Below are 22,457 nucleotides of genomic sequence, written 5' to 3'. Positions count from 1 at the left end.
GACCTACTATTCCTTGTGAGTCAAAACCCAGCAGTTATGAATGTGTTTATTGCGCGAAAAATCCATTGGTAAAGTTTGGTGTGAAATATTCTTTGCAGCTAAGCCAAGTTCGTCCAAACCTTCCATATCCATCTTAAAGTGACGCTTATTGTTTGAGAACACAATCGTACCGCCATTGCGAAGCAAACGCTTGAGGTTCTTCATTAACTGAATATGATCTCGCTGTACATCAAAGCTTTGTTCCATACGCTTAGAGTTGGAGAACGTTGGCGGATCGATAAAGATAAGATCAAATTGTGCCGTTGAGCGCTCAAGCCACTGTAGGCAATCAGCTTGCTCGAATCTATGCTGACGGCCAACTTGGCCATTCAGTTTCATGTTTTCTTTTGCCCACTCTAGATAGGTATTCGACATATCAACGGTTGTTGTTGATTTAGCTCCACCACAAGCGGCATGCACCGTGCCAGATCCGGTGTAAGCAAACAGATTTAAAAAGTCTTTACCTTGTGCCATTTCGCCGAGTTTACGACGAGTAATCTTATGGTCTAAAAACAAGCCTGTATCTAGGTAGTCATGCAGGTTTACTTTAAGCTGCACACCATACTCATGGACATTGAGTGTTTCAGACTCTTGAGACAGCTTTTGGTACTGTGAACGCCCTCTCTGCTTTTCACGAACTTTAAGTACAACTTTATTCGCTTCTGTACCCGTCACTTGAATAGCTGCGCGAATAATATCTGTCAGACGGCGCTTAGCCTTTTCTTCAGGGATATTCTTTGGTGCAGCGTATTCTTGGATCACAAGGTGATCGAGGTAAACATCGATCGCAACATTGTATTCTGGTAAGTCTGCATCATAAATTCGGTAGCAATCGAGCTTCTCTTTACGCGCCCATTTACCAATTTTGGCAATGTTCTTCTTCAAGCGGTTAGAAAAATCAGGTGCAATCAGCGATTCAGTGACATTGTCACCTTTATTCTCTACCGGACGGTCACTAATTGAGTAATTCTTCTGGTGACAAGGTAACGCACCATTGTTCAGTTTGAACTGCTTATCCGCACGCATGCGTAAACAGCTTAGAAGCTCATCAGAACTAGAGAAAATAGACGCTTGGCAGCCACCGAACTCGGATTTCAGTTGAGCACCAAATGCCGTGTACAAAGCAATCAAGCCAGGATGAGTACCTAAACGCTCACCGTATGGTGGGTTTGAAACAATAACGCCCACTTCAAACTTTTGAGGACGCTTAACTTGCGCAGCATCACCAAGGTTAAATTCAATCAGAGAATCAACACCAGCTCGGCGCGCGTTGTCTTGTGCGGTTTTAAGCACTCGCGCGTCGTTATCAAAGCCGAAAAACTTGGCGTCAACTTTTTTGACACCTCTTCTCGCCTGTACTGCGGCTTCTGATTTAATCTCAGCCCAAAGCGCAGGTTCAAAGTCTTCTAGAGACTCAAAGCCCCATTTCTCACGGTTCACGCCAGGAGCCATGTTCGCCGCCATCATAGCCGCTTCAATCAAGAGCGTACCTGAACCACACATAGGGTCTAACAGCGGCTTATCAGAACTCCAGCCACTACGCTGTATAATAGCAGCCGCTAGTGTTTCTCGAAGTGGCGCACGGCCAGATTCTGGGCGATAGCCACGTTGATGAAGGCCGCCACCCACCATATCCACACCAAGAATCGCTTTATCACGATGTAGACGCACATGGATACGAAGATCGGCGCGATCTTTACTGATCGAAGGTCTTGGAAGGTTCTTTTTCTCGAAACTATCCACAACAGCATCTTTCACTTTCATTGCACCGTACTGGCTATTGCGGATTTCACGGTTAGTACCGTTGAAATCAACAACAAACATCTTCGAACTATGGAATTGATTGACCCAATTCACTGAAGACGTTGCTAGATAGAGATCCATATCATCGTTACAAGTGAACTCAGATAGTACACGGACGAAACGCGACGCTAAGCGGCTCCATAAGCAACAACGATAAATTTGCTCATTTGATGCTTTAAAGCGTACCCCTGCTTGAACAGGTTTGGCATTCGCGATCCCTAGCTTAGTTAACTCTTCAACCAACAAGTTTTCCAAACCGTTGGACGTAACCGCAAGATATTGATGCATAGTGTTCTTAAATTCTTGATAAATGACCCTTCATTATACCTGCCTCACATCAATTACGTTAGTTCAATCCACCTTTATCTTTCCCTCAATACACTCAATTGAACAAAACATCAGCATATTAATGCGGATCATTTACTTTCAACCTGAAGTTTAAAGCTAAGACAACTTTGTACAGTCAGTCAGGCTTTAATTGGTAGTGAATGCTTATTCACACCAAAATTGGACTATACCAAAGAACCCATTTTACGTAATTAAATTACAAAAAGTCGCTAATTGGGGAATAAAAAGGTTAAATCGGGAGCGTAGCAGTATCAGAAGTGGGAATATTTTATTGATAGATAAATCGAGAAATTATGGATAACTCACGTTATCCCCTACCTTCAATCTCAAATGAAAGTGGTTTTAAGCAAAAAAAGTCGGCTCGAAGGCCGACAGGGAAATGAAACAAAGGAACGAATTGTTAGCTGACCAGAGCCATAGGTTGTGTCTGACCAGAGAGAATATGATTGGCGGTATTCATGCGATCATGCATGACTTTAATCGCCTGGCCAAATTGAAGGGATTTGACGCCATTAAGAACAAATGCTTCCAAGTTAATCGATGCACATAAGCTGGCACTATCTCCTACTTCCAGTACCAAGAAATAACCATTGCTATAATTGTTCGACAATTGGACAAAATCACCTTCTACAGGCACATTTAGACCATCTGAGAGGCAATCAAAAAACCAGCTCTTGGGTTGGACTGGCTTATGGAAGCGCTTTGCTGCAACACAATAGAGGGCTAATTCAGCCTGACGAGGCTCTGAAAGGTCTAGATGAGCAATTTGCTCTTTGTATGTTTGGTAGGCAGAAGCATCATCAACGGAGAATTCGTTAACACCGATTGCGCAATCTACAATCAACTTTTTGGAAAGATTTGTCTTGAATACCATATCATCACCCAGATCCAGCATCAGGTGCTGCTCTGTGTCATCATAGTACCAAGTCCATTTGTCACTCGGTTTAAGCATCATTCCAATCTCGTGTAAAAGTCAATTCAGGTAAAACACTTAATTACCTTCCCATACATTTACCGAAATTCTATTCGCTAATGAACAAAAAAAAAGAGGAAATGATATATCATTTCCTCTTCAAAAACTGAGTACATTCAGGCTTTATGCCAGTGTGACAGTGTCACCAAGATATCATAGGTTTTTAACAATATCTCTTACAAGAGTTGGACCATGATAGATAAAACCAGAGTAAACTTGGACAAGTTGCGCGCCTGCCATCATTTTCTCTTTCGCTGCAACGTATGAGTCAATACCACCTACCCCGATAACCGGAATTTGATCTCCCAACTCTTCATGTAGACGACGAACAACTTCAGTACTTCGAGATTGAACCGGACGACCACTCAACCCACCTGCTTCATTGGCATGCTTCATTCCTTCAACAACACTGCGATCCAATGTTGTATTTGTCGCGATAACACCATCAATGTTGTTCTTCAGTAAAGACTCACAGATCTGGCTGATCTCATCATCACTAAGATCCGGAGCGATCTTAAGTGCAAGTGGTACATACTTATTATGCTTCTCCGTTAGCTCGGCCTGCTTCACTTTTAATTCAGACAGCAGTTCATCCAAAGCTTCACCGTACTGAAGTGAGCGTAATCCTGGAGTGTTTGGCGATGAGATATTCACGGCGATATAGCCTGCTTGCTCATACACTTTTTCCATACAGATCAGATAGTCTTCGGCACCCTTTTCAATCGGTGTATCTTTGTTCTTACCGATATTAATACCCAGCACACAATCGAAGTTAGCTTTCTTGACGTTGTCAACCAGATTATCGACACCTAAGTTGTTAAAGCCCATTCGGTTGATAATACCTTCAGCTTCCACTAAACGAAAAAGACGCGGCTTATCGTTACCGGCTTGAGGCCTTGGCGTTACTGTCCCGACTTCAACAAAGCCAAAGCCCATTGCGTCGAAAGCTTCAATACATTCACCGTTTTTGTCCAAACCCGCTGCTAAACCAACAGGGTTACGGAAAGTCAGGCCCATACATTCGACTGGACGATTAGGAAGTTGTTGACGATAAAGAAGATCGAGAGGTGTACCGGTAAAACGTTTAAAGTTTTGAATTGCGAGATCATGTGCCTTTTCGGCATCAAGTTGGAAAAAGCCAGTTCTGGCTAGACGGTAAAGCATTGTGCCTCCGATAGAAAAAAGCCCCGTATAAACGGGGCTGTATTATTTACTGTTTTACCGAATAATTCAACGAAATGTGTAAATTACTCGTTAGCTGAACAGTTTAAGTTAAGTAACATCAACTCACGTAACGCGACTGAGAACTTAGCAAATTCATGCACTGATCCAACTTTGAACTCATTAAGGATGTTTTCCCAGCGATGGAGCGAAATTTCATTATTTTCGATCCAATCATCCAAAGCTTTCATCACATCGAGATCTTCCGGTGCACAACTGCAACTCAATACCTGGCCTGTTAGCTGTCGTTGCTGCCAATCAAGATCTTCACGGAACGCTGCTCTTGCCAGTGCCTGCCAATGGTTATCAACAGCCTGACCATTGATCTGCTTCAAGAACCAATGAAGAGACAGACGATCGCCTAAGTTGAAATACAGCTTAGCGCTCTGTTCTATCGACTTGCCTTTCTCTCGAGCAACTGTTGATATATCCAGTACTGAATATAGGCTAGACAAACGCGCAACATAATTAGCAACCTCAGGACTAATACCCTGTTCAACCCACTCCTGAGCCATTTCATTGTGCTCTTCGACTTCAGCAGGCACCAGCATATCGTCTAATTTGGCTTTGATCGTTTCAACATCACCTTGATAAAGTTCGATCAGTGCTTTCACACATTGGCGGCCAGTGCGGTTGCGTAACAACCAGCGAGACAGGCGGCGCAACGTTCGACGAACATAGAACATCATGTCGTATTGCGCTTCCGTTGACGCTTCATTGTCGAGTTCGCGCAGTGACTTAAGCACATCACCTAAACCGAAGATTTCACGTGACGCAGCGTAAGCATTTGCTATATCAACAACATGTGCACCCGTCTCTTCTTGTAGACGAGTCACATAGTTACAACCCATTTCGTTCACCATCTGATTTGCAAGTGCTGTTGCAATAATCTCAGCACGCAGCGGGTGGTTATCCATTTGCTGCGAATAGTTACGGCGTAACTCAGTTGGGAAGTAATTGACTAGTTGCTGTGCATGGTAATCATCGTTGGCAATGTCATCGTGAACCAGCTCTTCTTTCAGAACCATTTTTCCGTAAGCAACCAGTACTGACAGCTCAGGGCGAGTCAACGCTTTACCTAGCTTTTCACGCTCAAGTAGCGTTTCATCATCTGGGATGTATTCAAGTGCACGGTCTAGGTGACCCGCTTTCTCTAAATCGTGAATAAAGCGAATCTGCTCTTTGACGAGCGAAGTACCCTGCTGTTCAGTCACAGATATAGATTCAGATTGGCAGTAAGCGTCATCAAGAACAATCTCACCCACTTCATCTTCCATGGACTCAAGGATCTTATTACGCTGCTTAACGGTTAGATCGCCATTGGCCACCAAGCCATTAAGGAAGATCTTAATGTTAACTTCGTTATCCGAACAATCCACGCCACCGACATTATCAACAAAGTCCGTGTTTACGCGGCCGCCAGTCAGAGCATACTCGATACGACCCAGCTGAGTCATACCTAAGTTCCCACCTTCACCGACAACTTTTGCACGCAAGTCACGTCCGTCAATACGCAGAACATCATTAGCACGGTCACCAACATCAGTATGCGTTTCGTTTGACGCTTTAACATAGGTGCCAATACCACCATTCCATAGAAGATCAACTTCCATCTTAAGCAGCATCTTGATGAGGTCGTTTGGCGCTAATGACGCTTTCTTAGTACCGATCATCTTCTGGATTTCTGGTGTCAAAGCAATCGACTTCGCTCGACGAGAGAAAATGCCGCCACCTTTAGAAATTAGCTTAGTGTTATAATCTTCCCAGCTTGAACGAGGTAACTTAAATAAGCGATCACGCTCTTTCCAGCTCTTCGCTGAATCTGGGTTTGGATCAATGAAGATATGCATGTGGTTAAACGCAGCCTGCAAACGAATATGCTTAGACAGCAACATACCGTTACCAAATACGTCACCAGCCATATCACCAACACCGATAGCAGTGAAGTCTGTAGTCTGACAGTTAATACCCATTTCGCGGAAATGACGTTTTACTGATTCCCAACCACCTTTCGCTGTAATACCCATAGCTTTATGGTCGTAACCGTTAGAACCACCAGAAGCAAAAGCATCACCTAGCCAGAAGTTGTACTCATCAGATACGGAGTTCGCTAAATCAGAGAATGTCGCTGTACCTTTATCTGCAGCAACAACCAAATACGGGTCATCTTCATCATGACGAACAACGCCCTTTGGCGGAATCACTTCCCCTTCGATAATGTTGTCTGATACGTCTAGAAGTGCGCGAATAAAGCGTTTGTAACAACGTTGACCTTCAGCAAAGATCTCATCACGACCACTTAGAGTGTGCTGACGTTTACAAACAAAACCGCCTTTTGCACCAACAGGAACAATAACCGTATTCTTAACCTGCTGCGCTTTTACCAGACCTAAGATTTCTGTACGGAAGTCTTCTTGACGATCTGACCAACGTAAACCACCACGAGCTACCTTGCCACCACGTAGGTGAACACCTTCGATATCCGGTGCATATACAAAGATCTCAAATGCAGGAACTGGCTGAGGAATTTCTGGAATGTCACTCGGCTTCATCTTCAACGATAGCCAAGGCTTATTCTGCTTATTCGCGTCTAGCTGATAGTAGTTAGTACGCAGCGTTGCACTGATCATTTCTACATAGCGACGGATGATACGATCATCATCCAAGCTTTCTACATGATCAAGTTGCTCTGTGATCTTATTAGTCAGTTCAGTCTGACCTTTCTGACTGCCCTTAAATTTAGGATCAAAACGCTTAGCAAATAGTTCCACCAAACCTTTTGCTAATTCAGGATAGTGGCTTAGCGTTTCTTCAATGTATTGTTGACTGAACGGGAAACCCACCTGACGCATGTAACGCGCGTAGGCACGAAGAATCGATATCTCACGACCCGTCAATGAAGCACCAAGTACTAGGCGGTTGAAACCATCGCTCTCCAGTTCACCAGCCCAAATTGCAGCAAATGCTTGTTGGAAACGATCACGAGCTTCACGAAGATCAACTGTCTTTTCGCTCTTATGAAGCATTGAGAAATCGAGGATCCAATACACCTGACCGTTCGCTTTACGAACTTCATAAGGTGACTCACCAATAACTCGTAGACCCAAGTTTTCCAACATTGGCATCACGTCTGAAAGGTGAATAGGTTCATCTCGATGGTAAAGTTTAAGACGAACTGATTTTGAATCAGAACCCAGCTCTTGTGGACGATAGAACAACATAGCTAGCTTGTTGTCATCGCTGAGCGCTTCAAGCCGTTCAATGTCTGCTACTGCAGAGCCAGGCATGACATCTTCTTTGTACGAACGAGGGAATGCACGTAGATACTCTTTCGATAAAGGCAAACCTTTACTTTCACCGAAGTTCGCAACAATCGCGTCAGACAGGCGATCATCCCAAGTTGAAGATGCTTCCATTAAGTTTTGCTCAATCGTTTTAACGTCTACGTCCATGTTGTTGTTATCAACACGAACAATGTAATGAGTTCGGGCTAGTGGGCTCTCTGAGAAATAAGTTGTAAACTCGACTTCTTTGTCACAACCGAAATATTGTTTTAGGATTCGCTGAGTTTGACGACGAAGCTCGGTGTTATAACGATCTTTCGTTACGTACACCATACAGCTGAAGAAACGACCAAACGGATCTTTGCGAACAAACAGGCGAAGCATATCGCGGTCTTGCATCTGCACCACACCCATGCCAACTTCAAGGAGTTCTTCTTCTTTCGCTTGAAGTAGTTCATCGCGAGGGTAATTTTCAAGAATATTATGCAGTGCTTTGTAAGAGTACGAGCCTTCACGATAGCCACTTGCGGCCAGAATACGTTCTACTTTTTCACGAATTAACGGAATGCTTTCGACACTCTGGTTATACACAGCAGAGGTATAAAGGCCAGTGAAACGATGCTCACCGACAACTTTGCCGTCTTTATCAAATTTCTTGATACCGATGTAATCGGTATAAGCCGGGCGGTGAATTCGTGAAGGCGTATTGCCTTTAGTCATGATCAGCAAGAATGGTTTTTTAGCTTCCAGACGTGCAGAGTCAGGAAAATCAGAAAGCTTCACGCTGCGGACACGATTGCGATTGCCGAAAAGCCCAAGGCCTTTATCCGCTGTTGGGCGAAGTTCGGTATCACCGTCAACATTGACGAGATCGTATTCTTTGTAACCCATGAACGTGAAATTGTGGTCACCTAACCAACGAAGAAATTTAAGCGTCTCTTCGTAACGATCACGCTCCACCGCGACTTTACCTTGTTGTGCTTCAACTTGATTCGTCACTTCTTCCAGTTTTTCAACCATCAGCAACCAATCTTGAACGACCAAAGCAGTATCTGTGAGTATTTTAAGCAGCTCTTCTTTTAGAGAACTCATCGTCTCTTTTGCGCTCAAGCGGTCAACTTCAACATGGAACAGCGACTGAAGTACACCTGCACCTTCATTGATGCTGGCAATCTCACCTTTTTTGTTGCGTTCAATCTGGGTAGGACCATGAAGCATTAAGTGAGACGCTAAATCTAAACGACTCAGTGCCATTTTTACCGAGTCAACGAGGAAAGGACTATCAGGAACCACGATTTCGACGATAGTGTGCGTGGATTGCCACCCTTGGCGACTAACGGTCGGGTTAAAAACTCGGACCGACACATCATCTGCTTTTTTCTCATTGATATGGTGCCAAAGGCTGACGACAGCACCATACAAATCAGATTCGTTTCGTTCGACTAGATCGTCTTGAGATATGTTATTGAATAAATGCTGAGCAAGTTGAGTGACTAAAGGTTGATGAGCAAGCTCGAGTTTGTCTTGAATCAGTTTATAGACTTTTTCAAGCAGAACCGGCATCAGAGTTTCACGCGCGGTCATAATCACACTCCACAATTAGAATTGTATATATTTTTTGAGGGTTGTTGTAAGCATAGTGCTTAACACGGGTAATGCCGCTTTATTGTAAAAGCTTTATTGATAAATAGTTAATTCTTTTAGGAGTGGTAGGAGGTGAAATGTTCGATAATGTGACTAAGGCACTATTTAAACTCCTATAAAATCAGTTGCTCACAGAACTTCTAACTTGAGAAACTTGTTATTTTGGTCAGTTGTTAAACGAAAACGCCCCTTAAGGCCAATTTGACTAAGAAAAGGTCTAAACCTTGATGCCGGCAATTGTAAACGTAAGCCATTGTCTGTCACCACTAAAACGTTGCTCGCCGCACCATTGTAATGAGCGAGAAAAGTTTGATAAGAAATGTTGAGTGAAAAGTAGTAATGATTCATTTTGTTTGGTTAAAAAAGTAACGATATTATCATGACCAAAAAGAACTGTATAAATAAACAGTAGCACTATGAAGTGCTACTGTTTCGTGCAGTGATTACGCTTCCAGAGCTTTGTTAACCTTTTCAAATAGGTCTTTGGCTAAGTTATCCATCGATTTTAGTACTTCAAGCTCTGCTTTAATTAGCGCTTGGCGCTCTTCATCATATTTGCGGAACTTAAGCAATGGATCAATCAGACGCGAAGCAACTTGCGGGTTACTGCTGTTCAGCTCTTGCAGAATCTCACCTGCAAACTTGTAACCCTCACCTGACTTAGCGTGGAAACGCACTGGGTTCATATTCAGGAAAGAGCCAACAAGGCTGCGAGTTCGATTTGGGTTTTTCAAACTGAATGCTTCATGACTCATCGTGTCCTTGATCACATCGAGTACGTTATCTGCTGGGTTAGTGCCCTGCAACGTAAACCACTTGTCCATAACCAGGCCATCATGCTTCCACTTATCACTGTAATTGGACATCAGTGTTTCGCGACATGCTAGTTGCGCACTATTCGCGGCACTCATTGCGGCAATGGTGTCTGTCATGTTATTCGCAGCAAAATACTGCTTCTCTGCTAACTCATTGCCTTGTTCCGTATACGCGAGATAAGCTAATGCAGTGTTACGCAAAGAGCGCTTACCGATCGCTGCGTGATCGATCGTGTATTCAACCTGCTTCAAGCTATGATAAAGCGCGCCAAACTCGTCTTCCAACTCAGTAGCCAACTTCACTTTGATCGATTTAAGTACTTTAGCAACGGCATCCACATCCACTTGTTTGTACCAACCGGATACTTCATTGTGGCTTGGCAATGCCATCATCTCAGCAATAAATGCTGGTTCAAGCTTGTCTGACAATAATACACCTCGGAAGGCATCAATCAGCACTGGAGACAGTTCAACATCTTGACCGTTTTGCACTGCTTCGACGTTGCTACGAATGTATTTTGCTAACAGCATTTGACCAGCATCCCAACGAGCAAAGTCGTTGCGCGCATGCACCATCAGGAAAATCAGTTCTTCATCGCTATAATCGTACTTGAGAACTACTGGAGCAGAGAACTCACGAAGTAAAGACGGCACTGGTTGTTCAGATACGTTTTCAAATACGAAGGTTTGCTTCGCTTCGGTAACGTTAAGAACATTTTCAACTTTTTCACCGTTACATTGTAACTCAATGACATCACCGTTTTCCGCGTACAACTCAACATCAAATGGAATATGCAACGGCTGCTTTTCTTGCTGCTCATGAGTCGGTTCAGTGCGCTGAGAAACAGTAAGCGAATACGCTTGTGCCGCTGAATCATACTCACTTGTAACAGATACCGTTGGTGTACCTGACTGGCTGTACCATAGGCGGAATTGTTTCAGATCGACACCTGATGCATCCTCCATAGCCGCGACAAAATCTTCACAGGTTGCCGCTGTACCATCATGGCGCTCAAAGTAGAGCTTCATACCCTTCTGGAAACCTTCTTCTCCCAGCAGTGTATGCATCATTCGGATAACTTCACTGCCCTTTTCGTATACCGTTAAAGTATAGAAGTTGTTCATTTCTATAACTTTTTCAGGACGAATTGGATGTGACATAGGACTCGCATCTTCTGCGAATTGTGGACCACGAATAATTCTTACGTTGTTAATACGATTCACCGCTCGTGAACCTAAATCCGACGAAAATTCCTGATCGCGGAATACAGTAAGTCCCTCTTTCAAACTCAACTGAAACCAGTCTCGGCATGTAACGCGATTGCCTGTCCAGTTGTGAAAGTACTCGTGACCAATTACCGCTTCTATGCCTAAGTAGTCAGTATCCGTTGCCGTTTGCTCATTGGCCAAAACAAATTTAGAGTTAAAAATGTTAAGACCTTTGTTTTCCATTGCGCCCATATTGAAGAAATCAACTGCAACAATCATGTAGATATCGAGGTCATACTCTAGACCGAATCGTTCTTCATCCCACTTCATTGAATTGATAAGAGACGTCATTGCATGAGGAGCGCGATTAAGGTTACCTTTGTCGACAAAGATTTCTAAAGCCACATCACGCCCGGATTTGGTCACATACTTATCACGAAGGACATCAAAATCCCCAGCAACAAGTGCAAATAGATAAGCCGGTTTTGGGTGTGGGTCTTGCCACTGAACCCAATGACGACCGCCTTCTAAATCTCCTTCTGCAATACGATTGCCGTTACTCAGTAAGAATGGATAACCCGCTTTGTCTGCGATTACTTTCGTTGTGTACTTCGCTAATACATCTGGACGATCCATGTAATAAGTAATTCGACGGAAACCTTCAGCCTCACATTGAGTACAGAATGCACCACCCGATTTATACAAACCTTCCAAAGCCGTATTTTCTTCGGGATTAATTTCAGTGACTATTTTCAGTTCGAACGATTCAGGTAGTGCGCTAATCTCTAGCAAACCTTCCCTTTCTTCAAACCTTGTCCAATCCTCACCGTTAACAGAGATACTAATCAGCTTAAGACTCTCACCTTCCAATTGAAGCCTTGTGTCTTCCTTTAACTGCTTAACTTGAGAAACCGCGGTTACAATGGTCGCGGTGTCATGAAGATCGAAAGTTAAATCGATGTCGGAAATAGTATGAGATGGTGAGCTATAATCTTTACGGTATTTGGCTTGAGGTGTTTGAGCCATGTCGGAATCCTTCTGACTAGATATAATACATTGATCTTGTGTCTATTCGAGACACTTCTTGGATACGTTGTTGTTTGCAAACGCTGATAATTTTATTTTGAGCTAGCTTAACCGCAGACAATTAAAAAAACGAGGTATTATGTTTAAATACCTCGTTTTTACCCAAGTTGATGAATACATTTTGACTGTTCGTCTAAATAGTCATCTCGATTTGCTTTGTATCATGTCACCGAACCCGGTTTAGCACGGCGTAAAGCGCACCTTCTTCCATTTCTAAAGTGAGAATATCACTATCTAAACTGTATTTGGTTTCGTGCTCGCCGTTTTCATAAAGCAACACCAAGTGCTCTCCTTCGGTGTAGTAGACACCTTTGTGCACCGCTTCATCACCCTCTCCGTTACTCACCCTAAACATAAACACGAAGTCTGGTTGCAGAATAAGGTCCAAACGCTGTACTTCACTGGCTAACATTTCATGGCCACTCAATTGCGCACTAGACCACATGCCAGCAAGTGAATTCGATAACGCTTTTGTGAAAACGACACCATTGAGGTTAAGCATATTGTGGTTGGTGTTGTAGCTGTATATTTGCGGCTCAGACGTATTCAAACCGAGGATAAGCGTATCTTCATTAGCGTCGTAAAGCCCTTCCCAGTGGTCCACTGAATAGTCACGTTTTTGAATATCAATCTTAAAGCTGTAATTTGAATCTAAAGTCAGTTTAATCGCTAAGAAATTTTCTTGTGATTTTTCTGGGTTAGGGTTGACGAGGTACCAATCCCCTAGCAAAAAGGGCTGATCAAATTGAGTTAAATCACTATTGTCTCTGGTTTCGCTTGCGACCACAGAAAGACTAAGACAAGCAAGTAGAAATCCAATCCATCTCATAGCGCACCTCTCACTCTTTTCTTTAAGCTTAGGTGGGTAATTCTGAATAAGCGAAATTTTTTTGATCTATATCACGCTAATTATTGATATAAAAAAAGCGAGCTTTAACCAGCTCGCTTTTTATTTCTATTTTGCAGTTACTTAATCATATCAACCATAATAGCGACCGATTCATCCAAATAAGCATCCGGAGCTTGATAGTCTTTCGGCACGTCATCAAGAGATTTAAACAAAGCCTCTCCATGATATTTTTGTCTAAGGTTAATACGAGCTAGCCGATCATCATCTGATTTATCACTTTCCTCTTTGCGGATTTTTTCGTTCAGAGACAGAGTGTTATCATCTTTTTCAGCTTTGTACCTAGCGATGTCTTCGGCAATGAATTGAAATTCTAAGTCTTTGGCAATTCTGACTTGATGTTCTGCGTCCAGTTTCTTTATCAATTCATCGTTACGCTGTAACACTTCATATTTTGCCTTGTCAATGCTATCCCAAGGCAGTGCGTTGTCTTCTACACTCTCACCAGTTTCACTTGGCTCGATTGGTGTTGGAAAAGCAATATCAGGCGTAACACCCTTGTTTTGTGTACTTCCACCATCAATGCGATAAAACTTTTGAATTGTGTACTGAACGTAACCTAACTCTTTGTCGAATAAATCATAGATGTGATTTAACGAGCGATGTTGCTGAACCGTACCTTTACCAAATGAATTCTCACCAAGGATAACCGCTCGACCATAGTCTTGCATTGCAGCAGCAAAAATTTCTGAAGCAGAAGCACTGTATCGGTTAATAAGTACTGTCATCGGACCGTCGTAGCTGATCTTGCCGTCAGTATCACTATTTACATTGACCCGACCATAGCTATCACGAACTTGAACGACTGGGCCACTGGTAATAAAGAGACCAGATAACGCGGTCGCTTCAGTAAGCGCTCCTCCACCATTATTTCGGAGATCGACAATAATGCCATCAATACCTTTAGCTTTCAGTTCAGTGATAAGTTTATCCGTATCTTTTGCCAGACCGACATAGAAGCTAGGCACTTCAACTACACCAATCTTCTTGCCATCTTTTTCGATCACTTCAGATTTAACAGCTCGGTCTTCAAGACGGATTTTATCTCTAACAATAGAAATGACTTCGGCTTTCGCATCCTTACCTTCTGGTAAGACTTGCAAGTTAACTTTAGTCCCTTTAGGCCCTTTGATGAGCTGTACAACATCATCCAATCTCCAACCGATAACATCGACAATCTCTTCACCATCCTGACCGACACCAATGATGCGATCACCTTCAGCCAATTGCTTGCTCTTTGAAGCAGGCCCACCAGCCACTAAAGAGCGAATGACAGTATAATCATCGGTCATTTGCAATACGGCACCAATTCCTTCTAGAGATAGATTCATCTCTGTTTGGAACTGTTCTGCATTACGAGGTGAAAGATAGCTAGTGTGAGGGTCAACTTCACGGGCAAACGCATTCATGTAAAGTTGGAATGCATCTTCGTTATGGGTTTGACTCAGACGCTTGAGTGCATTGTTATAGCGCTTGCCTAAGACATCTTTGATTTCTTTCCAATCTTTACCCGTCAGCTTAAGGTTCAACGCATCATATTTGACTCGTTTTCTCCATAACTCATCGAGTTCTGCGGTATCCTTAGGCCAAGCCACTTTACTACGGTCAAGTTCAATACTTTCGTCAACATCAAACTTCATTTCGGAGTCGAGCAAGGATAAGGCATAAACAAATCTCTCGTAACGACGCTTCATCGACAAGTTATAGATATCAAAAGCAATTTTGTTGTCACCTGACTTTAACTGATCGTCAATCCCCTTTGCCAACTGATTAAAAGCGTCTATATCAGCTTGAGTGAATACGTTTCGATTGAAATCAAGCGACTCGATATAGCGATGAAATATCGCTTGAGAAAATTGATCGTTGAGAGTGAAGTGTTTGTAGTGAGAACGAGTGAAACGAGAAGTCACGCGCTTACTTGCTGTTGCATGCTGAGATTCGGGAGCCAAGACAGGTAAGTCTTCGAGAGTAACTTTCGCTTCAAGAGCGCTTGCTGATGAAGCTGCTAGCCAGAGGCTAGCAGCAATCAGCGACAATTTTGAACGGCATTTCATGCGTAGGAGTGTCTCCTTTAGGCGCGTAGGTGCTCCGCTTTAACAACCATTTGTAGGCCATTAGACAGTTGAACACGCACATCTTCCTTATTGATTTCAACGATAGTCGCAGCCATATTTCCTTTACCCATATTGACGTTCACTTGATTACCGATAGTCATTTCATCAGCATTCAAAGCTCGCGTTTCTACTGGCTTGCTGGCTTTCTGTGCTTTATTTTGTTGTGGGCGACGGTTTTGTGGCTTTTTGTTAGCCGGTTTTGCTTTAGCTTTACCTTCTTCACGAGCTTTTTGCGCTTGCTCTTTACGACGAGCTTGAACTTTAGCCTTGCTTTCAGCCAGCACTGTTTTTGCGTGTTCAACGTGCTCTTCTTCTAACTCACCTGCTGAATTACCATCTAGGTCAACACGAGTCGCACCCAGTTTTACACCATGGAGGTAACGCCATGATGAAGTGTATTGTCTTAACGCTGCACGAAGCTGAGTTTTACTCACCTTTGGATCGTCGCTTAGACGTTCCGCAAGATCTTGAAAAATACCAATTTTAAGTGGCTTTGCTTCACCTTCTAAAGTAAAGCACTTAGGGAAACATTCAGCAATATATGCAATCACTTCTTTGCTGTTTTTTAACTTTTCAGTGTTTTCCATGAGGAGTCCTGGTTAGTGCGGTCTGTCCGCGAGCATTAAGATAAATATTTCAGGTATTATAGTGACCTGCAAGCGAAAAACCACACTCAATCTAGAAATTATGCACCGATAGCGTGTGAATTAAGCAGCTTTTCCACTTCATTCATCAAAAATGTCAAACCTTCTTCATCTATTTCGCTAAAACGACCCACTTTCGGACTGTCAATATCTAGCACACCCACGATGGTTCCATTAATACTAAATGGAATAACGATCTCAGAGTTACTCGCTGCGTCACAAGCAATGTGCCCTTCAAACTCATGAACATCAGCAACCCTCTGGACACTGTTCGTTGCTACAGCCGTACCACACACACCACGACCAATAGGAATCCTGACACACGCTGGTTTACCTTGAAACGGCCCTAAAACCAACGTCTCTTCTTTGATTAGATAGAAACCCACCCAATTTAGTTCCTCAAGCTCCATATTCAAAAGCGCACTTAGATTAGACAAATTGGCAATAAGGTCTTTTTCCGACTCTAAAAGTGCAACAGCTTGCTTGGTTAAGCGGTGATAATGTTCTATTTTCATATTGACTTCCATTTGAAAATTAGAGACTTCCATCATGAATCAACGTACAATCGTCCGTAAACCATAAATAGTAAGCATTCTCATTATAATGTCTGATATCCCCAACACTATTAGCCGTTCTTGGCTCATAACTCAAGTAAAAAAGCACAAGTCGAAACTTGTCCTCGCCAACATCATCGCGTTTGTTGCTACTCTCGTCAGTGTCCCCATCCCTCTTTTAATGCCGTTAATGGTAGATGAAGTACTACTTGATAAACCCGCAACAGGTCTTGAGCTGATGGACAAAGTGTTACCGGTTTCGATGCAAACACCAACCGGCTACATATTCCTTACTCTATTACTTGTGATTCTGATGAGAACCGTTAGCCAAGGTTTAAACATCCTTCAAGGGCGTCAGTTTACTCTCGTATCCAAAACGATCACCTATCAGATGCGCAGCAAGATGATAGACAAATTAGGTCGGATCAGTATCAGACAATATGAAACTCGCGGAAGCGGTGGAATCAATGCTCACTTAATTACCGATGTCGAAACCATTGACCAGTTCATAGGCACCACTTTAAGTAAATTTCTAATTAGCTTGCTCACTGTAATTGGTACGGCTGGTGTACTACTGTGGCTAGAGTGGCGTCTCGGCTTATTCATCCTTTTGGTTAATCCAATTGTGATTTATTTCTCTCGAAAACTAGGCAGTAAAGTAAAACACCTTAAGAAACACGAAAACCAATCTTTCGAACGATTCCAAAATCGTCTTGTTGAGACATTAGACGGTATCTACCAATTGCGTGCAGCCAATCGAGAACGAGAGTTTCTTGGCGAACTAAAACAGCAAGCCAATCAGATCCGAGTAGACGCTGATAAATACGCGTGGCAATCCGAAGCCGCAGGTCGAGTTTCTTTTCTTCTGTTTCTGCTTGGGTTTGAACTGTTCCGTGCCGTCGCCATGTTAATGGTCCTGTTCAGTGACTTAACTATCGGTCAAATATTTGCGGTCTTTGGCTACCTATGGTTTATGTTGGGGCCGGTACAAGAATTACTTGGTATTCAATTTTCTTGGTACAGCGCAAAAGCGGCAATGGGCCGCATAAACGCCCTACTCAATTTGGAAGAAGAGCACCGCCCAGAGAGTAAAATCAACCCGTTTACAACAGATAAAGAAGTCGACGTTAAGATCGAACATATTGATTTTTCTTATAATGACGAAAGTAAAGTGCTCAATAATCTAAACTTGAATATTCCAGCTGGAAAGAAAGTTGCATTGGTTGGTGCAAGTGGAGGTGGGAAATCGACACTCATACAATTGCTTATAGGTGTATATCGTCCAGACTCAGGCATCATCCGTTTCAATGGTGAGACAACAGATGATATCAGTTATGACATAATAAGAGATAAGATTGCCGTTGTATTACAACAACCTATACTATTCAACGACAGTTTAAGGCATAATCTCACGCTCGGCTCTGACTATGACGATTTACAACTGTGGCGGGCTCTTGAAATTGCTCAAATGCAAGATGTAATAAGCCAATTAGGTGACGGTTTAAATACACAAATTGGCCGAAACGGCATTCGATTATCAGGTGGCCAAAGGCAGCGACTTGCTATAGCAAGAATGATTCTTAGCGATCCTAAGTTTGTCATTCTGGATGAAGCAACTTCTGCGTTAGATACGGCGACCGAAGCAGCACTTCATAAAGCGCTGACAGAGTTTTTGAATGGGCGAACAACGTTAATCGTCGCGCATCGCCTCTCTGCCGTCAAACAGGCTGATTTGATCTACGTTTTAGAAGATGGACAAGTAACACAGGCAGGCACTCATGGTGAGTTGGTCAAACAAGAAGGTTTATACCAAACGCTTTATGGAAGCGTTCAGTCGCACGCCTAACCATAGTTATTACTCAAGATTTGGAGGGTAATATGAGCCCTCCAAAATTATCACCACACCTTTCTGAAACTTCCCACGTTAGACTATGTCACGGGTGTGAATTGCCCATAGATACCGTCTATATTGAACCCGGAAAAAGCGCTTATTGCCCACGTTGCGGAAGTAAATTGTATCGCGGAGGCAAACCTTCTCTATCTGGCAACCTAGCCATAGCCATTACTTGCCTTTTACTTTTCATTCCTTCTCATTTCTTTGACTTTATTAGTATTCGACTATTCGGCGTCATGATCCCAGCGACCTTACCTTCTGGTGTTTTCACACTATTTGAAGAGGGTTTTGTTTTCCTAGCTATACTAATCATCTTTTGCAGCTCTATCGCACCATTATTAGTCAGCGGTTCGGTCCTAACTGCTCACGTTGCCCTTAAGCAACGTAAATTTTCATTACTTAAATATTCTCTCTATACAATTCAGCACCTCAAAAACTGGGTGATGATTGATGTATTTCTCGTCAGCGTCGCTATTTCCTGCTTTAAGTTACAGGACTATTCCGACATATACGTGGGAGTAGGTTTATATGGTTTGGTCCTGTTACAGATCGCGACAGTCATGCTTGTCACACGAGTGAGTGTACGCCGTTATTGGGAAGCCTACGAGACTGAACATTCTTATCAGTTCAAAGAGAAACAACTTCACTGTCACCACTGCCACCTTTCTCAACCAGAAGGAACGCAGTGTGTTCGCTGTCATAAACCCATTTATCACCGTAAACCTCGCTCCGTACAAATGACTTGGGCTTATCTTGTTGCCGCTACGATTGCCATTTTTCCGGCAAATCTGATTCCGATATCGATTTTGATTACTAATGGCCAGCGACTTGAAGACACCATTTTTTCCGGCGTGGCTTCACTGGTAAAAAACGGTATGCCAGGAATCGCGGTCATTATATTCGTAGCGAGCATTGTCGTTCCCGTCGCCAAAATCATCGGTTTGGCGTACTTATTGCTCGCGATCCAATTTAAGCGCAAAGTGTTTCATCGCCAAAGAATGATGATCTATTTTGTTATTAGATGGATAGGACGTTGGTCCATGATGGATTTGTTTGTTATTTCTATCATGATGACCTTAGTCGATCGCGGCCAGATCCTCGATTTTACTCCAGGGTATGGGGCGGTTGCGTTTGGAATCGTTGTTGTATTGACTATGCTGGCGGCAGAGAGTGTTGACCCGAGACTGTTGTGGGATAATTATCCAGATACAGCAAAGAATAATCAGAGAAAAGAGAAGAACCATTAAATGACTCATTCATCTTCTAGTCAACCCTCATACTCGCCGGACGTGAAGCGTAATAAAGGTGTGTCTCCTTTGTGGCTATTACCTTTGCTGACCATGGTCCTTGCTGGTTGGTTGGTTGTTAAGTCGATTAACGACGCTGGTCAGCGAATTCAGATCTACTTCTCTGATGCTCAGGGCTTAGTCGCAGGCCGTACTACGATTCGCTATCAAGGCCTAGAGGTTGGTATCGTGCGTGACATTAACCTCTCACAAGACTTAGAAAGCATCTACGTAGACGCTGATATTTACCCTGAAGCCACTAAACTCTTGTCGAAAGAAACGCGCTTTTGGATGGTCAAACCTACCGCCAGCCTGTCTGGCATCTCTGGATTAGACGCTTTAGTATCTGGCAACTATATTGCAATCCAGCCGAGCGACAATCCCTCTAAACCCGAAACTCAATTTACGGCACTTGAGCGCTCACCTTCAGATATTTTGGCGCGTGAGGGGCTTAACATCACTCTAAGAGCGGAAGATCTCGGCGGCATATCGGTTGGCTCTCAAATCGTTTATCGCAAGATTCCCATCGGTGAAGTCTACAGCTATCAACTTGATGAACCTGGTAGAAATGTGTTAATTCAGGCTTCCATTCACGACGAATACCGCAAAATCATTACAGATGAGAGCCGTTTCTGGAACGTCAGCGGTTTAGGAGCCAATATCGGATTCGATGGCGTTGATGTGAGACTTGAAAGCTTAAGTGCTTTAATTGGAGGTTCGATTGCGGTCGATTCTCCCGATGGCGGTGAGCCAGTAGCAGACAACACCAGGTTTAAGCTGTATCCAAATCTGAAAACGGCAGGACGTGGTATACCAATTAAAATCACCTTACCAGATGATAACCAAATCAGTCCGACTGGTGCTCCTATCATGTATCGCGGCATTGAAATTGGTCAGGTCACCGACTTGCAGCTTAGTAATGGAAGAAAAGAGATTGTTGCCTCAGCGGCTATCCAACCAGCGTTCTCAGACATGCTGACGAGCGGCAGTAGTTTTATCCTCGAAGAAGCGAAAGTTTCGCTTTCTGGTGTAGAAAATCTCACAAACTTAGTGAAGGGAAATTTCCTTACTCTGGTGCCAGGAAAGGGCGAACGCTCTCGTTACTTCAACGCAATTCGTAAGGATCAGTTCAATAAACAACAAGCAAAATCTGTGGCCATAACACTGGTTGCCGACAATTCATTTGGTCTTGGTGCTGGCGCGAATGTTCTTTATCGTGGAATTACTGTCGGTGAAGTCACCAAAGTCTCGCTCGTTAGTGAAAAAGTGCATCTAGATGTGTTGGTGGACAAAGCCTATGCCAATACCATTAAATCCCAAAACCGTTTCTTCGTGACGGGGAGCGCCACTGCGGAGCTAACCGAATCAGGCCTCAATATCAATGTACCTCCTGCAAAGCAATTACTGACAGGTTCGGTCAGTTTTGTTAGCGAAGGGGTTGAGAACCCTAGAGAGCAATACACACTCTATCCAAGTAAATCATTGGCTGAATTAGCGAAATACAATATGTCTGGCTCTGAAAGTATTACGCTATTTGCGAACGAGCTTCCCCCTATCAGTAAAGGCAGCCCATTGCTTTACCGTAATTTGCAAGTAGGTAGCATTTCTGATTTCCGTCTTGTTGATGGTGGCGTGATCATTACCGCAAGTATTGAAAATCAATACAAACACCTAGTCACCGAACAAACCGTCTTTTGGAATCGTTCTGGCGTTGAAGTGGATGCTAGCCTAGCCGGTATAAGTGTTAAAGCTGCTCCATTAAAGTCACTCATTCAAGGCGGTATTGCGTTTGATTCTTTACCGGGTGTCGAAAACAAACAGAATGACAAGTGGCTGCTCTATCAAGATTTCAAAACAGCGCGAAAGTTTGGCCATGTCATTACGCTCAATGCTGAAGGTGAAAACAACATTACTAAAGGAACCGCGGTAAAATATAACGGCGTGCAAGTGGCTGAAGTCACGCTTGTAATACCTGATTTTAAGCGTGAGCGTGTTGAAATTAAACTTCGAGTGTTACCTGAGTATGCAGACAAGCTCGCCACCGAGGGCAGCTACTTCTGGGTTGCTCAAGCGACTGTTGGCTTGAATGGCGTGAAGAATCTTCAGAACCTTCTCACTCAAACTATTAACGTAGTCCCGGGTACAGGCAAAGCTCAGCATACTTTCCATCTCAATAAACAAGAGAGAGATAAACAGGGGGTATCCTTCACCCTGCAAAGCGAATCTCGTGGCTCAGTCGCTAAAGGTACACCTGTACTCTATAGAGAAATTGAGGTGGGCAAAGTCACTAATGTGGAACTCGGAGAGTTTGCTGATCGCGTTGTCTCGACCATCTCTATCCAGCCCGAATACGCTTATCTTGTAAGGCAAAATAGTATTTTCTGGAACATTTCAGGCGTCGATGTCTCCATCGGTCTAGGTGGCGCAAACATTAAAGCGGGGACCATCGACAGTATTGTGAGAGGCGGAATCACCTTTGCCACTCCTGAAAACAATCAACTGCAGCCCATAGCGCAGCCTGGTCAGTCTTTCTTCCTCTATCCTACACCAGAGGAGAATTGGAAGACTTGGCGTACCGCTATTCCGAAACCATAAACAACATTAGACTTTCAAACGCAGCGATTTCGCTGCGTTTT

At 43.4% G+C, this 22,457-nt stretch carries 13 protein-coding genes; 3 read left to right on the top strand and 10 right to left on the bottom strand.

What is annotated here, in order from left to right:
• Nucleotides 1-6 precede the first annotated feature (6 nt).
• The 10 genes from rlmKL to TW84_RS00100 form a co-directional block, all read right to left on the bottom strand.
• Nucleotides 7-2,130, bottom strand: a complete 2,124-nt coding sequence (rlmKL, locus tag TW84_RS00145) for a bifunctional 23S rRNA (guanine(2069)-N(7))-methyltransferase RlmK/23S rRNA (guanine(2445)-N(2))-methyltransferase RlmL (protein WP_045973480.1) — start codon at nt 2,128-2,130, stop codon at nt 7-9.
• Nucleotides 2,131-2,590: 460 nt separating this feature from the next.
• The gene (locus TW84_RS00140; RefSeq protein WP_045973895.1) at nt 2,591-3,142 is read right to left on the bottom strand and encodes a cell division protein ZapC; all 552 of its coding nucleotides are present in this window, start codon (nt 3,140-3,142) and stop codon (nt 2,591-2,593) included.
• 174 nt (nt 3,143-3,316) lie between these two features.
• Nucleotides 3,317-4,327, bottom strand: a complete 1,011-nt coding sequence (gene pyrD / locus TW84_RS00135; protein ID WP_045973478.1) for a quinone-dependent dihydroorotate dehydrogenase — start codon at nt 4,325-4,327, stop codon at nt 3,317-3,319.
• Between the two features lie 83 nt (nt 4,328-4,410).
• Nucleotides 4,411-9,252: an NAD-glutamate dehydrogenase gene (locus TW84_RS00130; protein WP_045973476.1), complete on the bottom strand. Its 4,842-nt coding sequence runs from the start codon at nt 9,250-9,252 to the stop codon at nt 4,411-4,413.
• Between the two features lie 189 nt (nt 9,253-9,441).
• Entirely contained in the window at nt 9,442-9,660 is a 219-nt protein-coding gene (locus TW84_RS00125) for a DUF2835 domain-containing protein (RefSeq protein ID WP_045973474.1), read from the bottom strand.
• A gap of 95 nt (nt 9,661-9,755) precedes the next feature.
• Nucleotides 9,756-12,362 (bottom strand): aminopeptidase N, encoded by a 2,607-nt coding sequence (gene pepN / locus TW84_RS00120; RefSeq protein ID WP_045973472.1) that lies wholly within the window; start codon nt 12,360-12,362, stop codon nt 9,756-9,758.
• A 226-nt stretch (nt 12,363-12,588) separates the two neighbouring features.
• Nucleotides 12,589-13,251 (bottom strand): hypothetical protein, encoded by a 663-nt coding sequence (locus TW84_RS00115; RefSeq protein ID WP_045973469.1) that lies wholly within the window; start codon nt 13,249-13,251, stop codon nt 12,589-12,591.
• A 137-nt stretch (nt 13,252-13,388) separates the two neighbouring features.
• Complete coding sequence (gene prc, locus TW84_RS00110) at nt 13,389-15,383, bottom strand: carboxy terminal-processing peptidase (RefSeq protein ID WP_045973467.1); 1,995 nt, start codon at nt 15,381-15,383, stop codon at nt 13,389-13,391.
• Between the two features lie 17 nt (nt 15,384-15,400).
• The gene (gene proQ / locus TW84_RS00105) at nt 15,401-16,030 is read right to left on the bottom strand and encodes an RNA chaperone ProQ (protein ID WP_045973466.1); all 630 of its coding nucleotides are present in this window, start codon (nt 16,028-16,030) and stop codon (nt 15,401-15,403) included.
• Between the two features lie 98 nt (nt 16,031-16,128).
• Nucleotides 16,129-16,602, bottom strand: coding sequence for a GAF domain-containing protein (locus tag TW84_RS00100; protein WP_045973465.1), 474 nt, complete (start codon nt 16,600-16,602; stop codon nt 16,129-16,131).
• A gap of 88 nt (nt 16,603-16,690) precedes the next feature.
• Between TW84_RS00100 and TW84_RS00095 the strand changes: the two genes are divergently transcribed.
• The 3 genes from TW84_RS00095 to TW84_RS00085 are packed head-to-tail and all read left to right on the top strand — an operon-like array spanning nt 16,691 to nt 22,416.
• Entirely contained in the window at nt 16,691-18,487 is a 1,797-nt protein-coding gene (locus tag TW84_RS00095) for an ABC transporter ATP-binding protein (RefSeq protein WP_045973464.1), read from the top strand.
• A gap of 32 nt (nt 18,488-18,519) precedes the next feature.
• On the top strand, nt 18,520-19,782 hold the full coding sequence (locus tag TW84_RS00090; protein WP_045973463.1) for a paraquat-inducible protein A: 1,263 nt from the start codon (nt 18,520-18,522) through the stop codon (nt 19,780-19,782).
• A complete protein-coding gene (locus TW84_RS00085; RefSeq protein ID WP_045973461.1) occupies nt 19,783-22,416 on the top strand; it encodes an MlaD family protein in 2,634 nt (877 codons plus the stop codon).
• Nucleotides 22,417-22,457 lie beyond the last annotated feature (41 nt).

The sequence above is a fragment of the Vibrio neptunius genome (assembly GCF_000967495.1).
Classification (GTDB): Bacteria; Pseudomonadota; Gammaproteobacteria; order Enterobacterales; family Vibrionaceae; genus Vibrio; species Vibrio neptunius.
This window is presented reverse-complemented; position numbering and strand designations above follow the sequence as displayed.

Bases quoted from the DNA above. Each gene is read 5' to 3' on its own strand.
- rlmKL (WP_045973480.1), bottom strand. From the start codon at position 2,130: ATGCATCAATATCTTGCGGTTACGTCCAACGGTTTGGAAAACTTGTTG.
- TW84_RS00140 (WP_045973895.1), bottom strand. From the start codon at position 3,142: ATGCTTAAACCGAGTGACAAATGGACTTGGTACTATGATGACACAGAG.
- pyrD (WP_045973478.1), bottom strand. From the start codon at position 4,327: ATGCTTTACCGTCTAGCCAGAACTGGCTTTTTCCAACTTGATGCCGAA.
- TW84_RS00130 (WP_045973476.1), bottom strand. From the start codon at position 9,252: ATGACCGCGCGTGAAACTCTGATGCCGGTTCTGCTTGAAAAAGTCTAT.
- TW84_RS00125 (WP_045973474.1), bottom strand. From the start codon at position 9,660: ATGAATCATTACTACTTTTCACTCAACATTTCTTATCAAACTTTTCTC.
- pepN (WP_045973472.1), bottom strand. From the start codon at position 12,362: ATGGCTCAAACACCTCAAGCCAAATACCGTAAAGATTATAGCTCACCA.
- TW84_RS00115 (WP_045973469.1), bottom strand. From the start codon at position 13,251: ATGAGATGGATTGGATTTCTACTTGCTTGTCTTAGTCTTTCTGTGGTC.
- prc (WP_045973467.1), bottom strand. From the start codon at position 15,383: ATGAAATGCCGTTCAAAATTGTCGCTGATTGCTGCTAGCCTCTGGCTA.
- proQ (WP_045973466.1), bottom strand. From the start codon at position 16,030: ATGGAAAACACTGAAAAGTTAAAAAACAGCAAAGAAGTGATTGCATAT.
- TW84_RS00100 (WP_045973465.1), bottom strand. From the start codon at position 16,602: ATGAAAATAGAACATTATCACCGCTTAACCAAGCAAGCTGTTGCACTT.
- TW84_RS00095 (WP_045973464.1), top strand. From the start codon at position 16,691: ATGTCTGATATCCCCAACACTATTAGCCGTTCTTGGCTCATAACTCAA.
- TW84_RS00090 (WP_045973463.1), top strand. From the start codon at position 18,520: ATGAGCCCTCCAAAATTATCACCACACCTTTCTGAAACTTCCCACGTT.
- TW84_RS00085 (WP_045973461.1), top strand. From the start codon at position 19,783: ATGACTCATTCATCTTCTAGTCAACCCTCATACTCGCCGGACGTGAAG.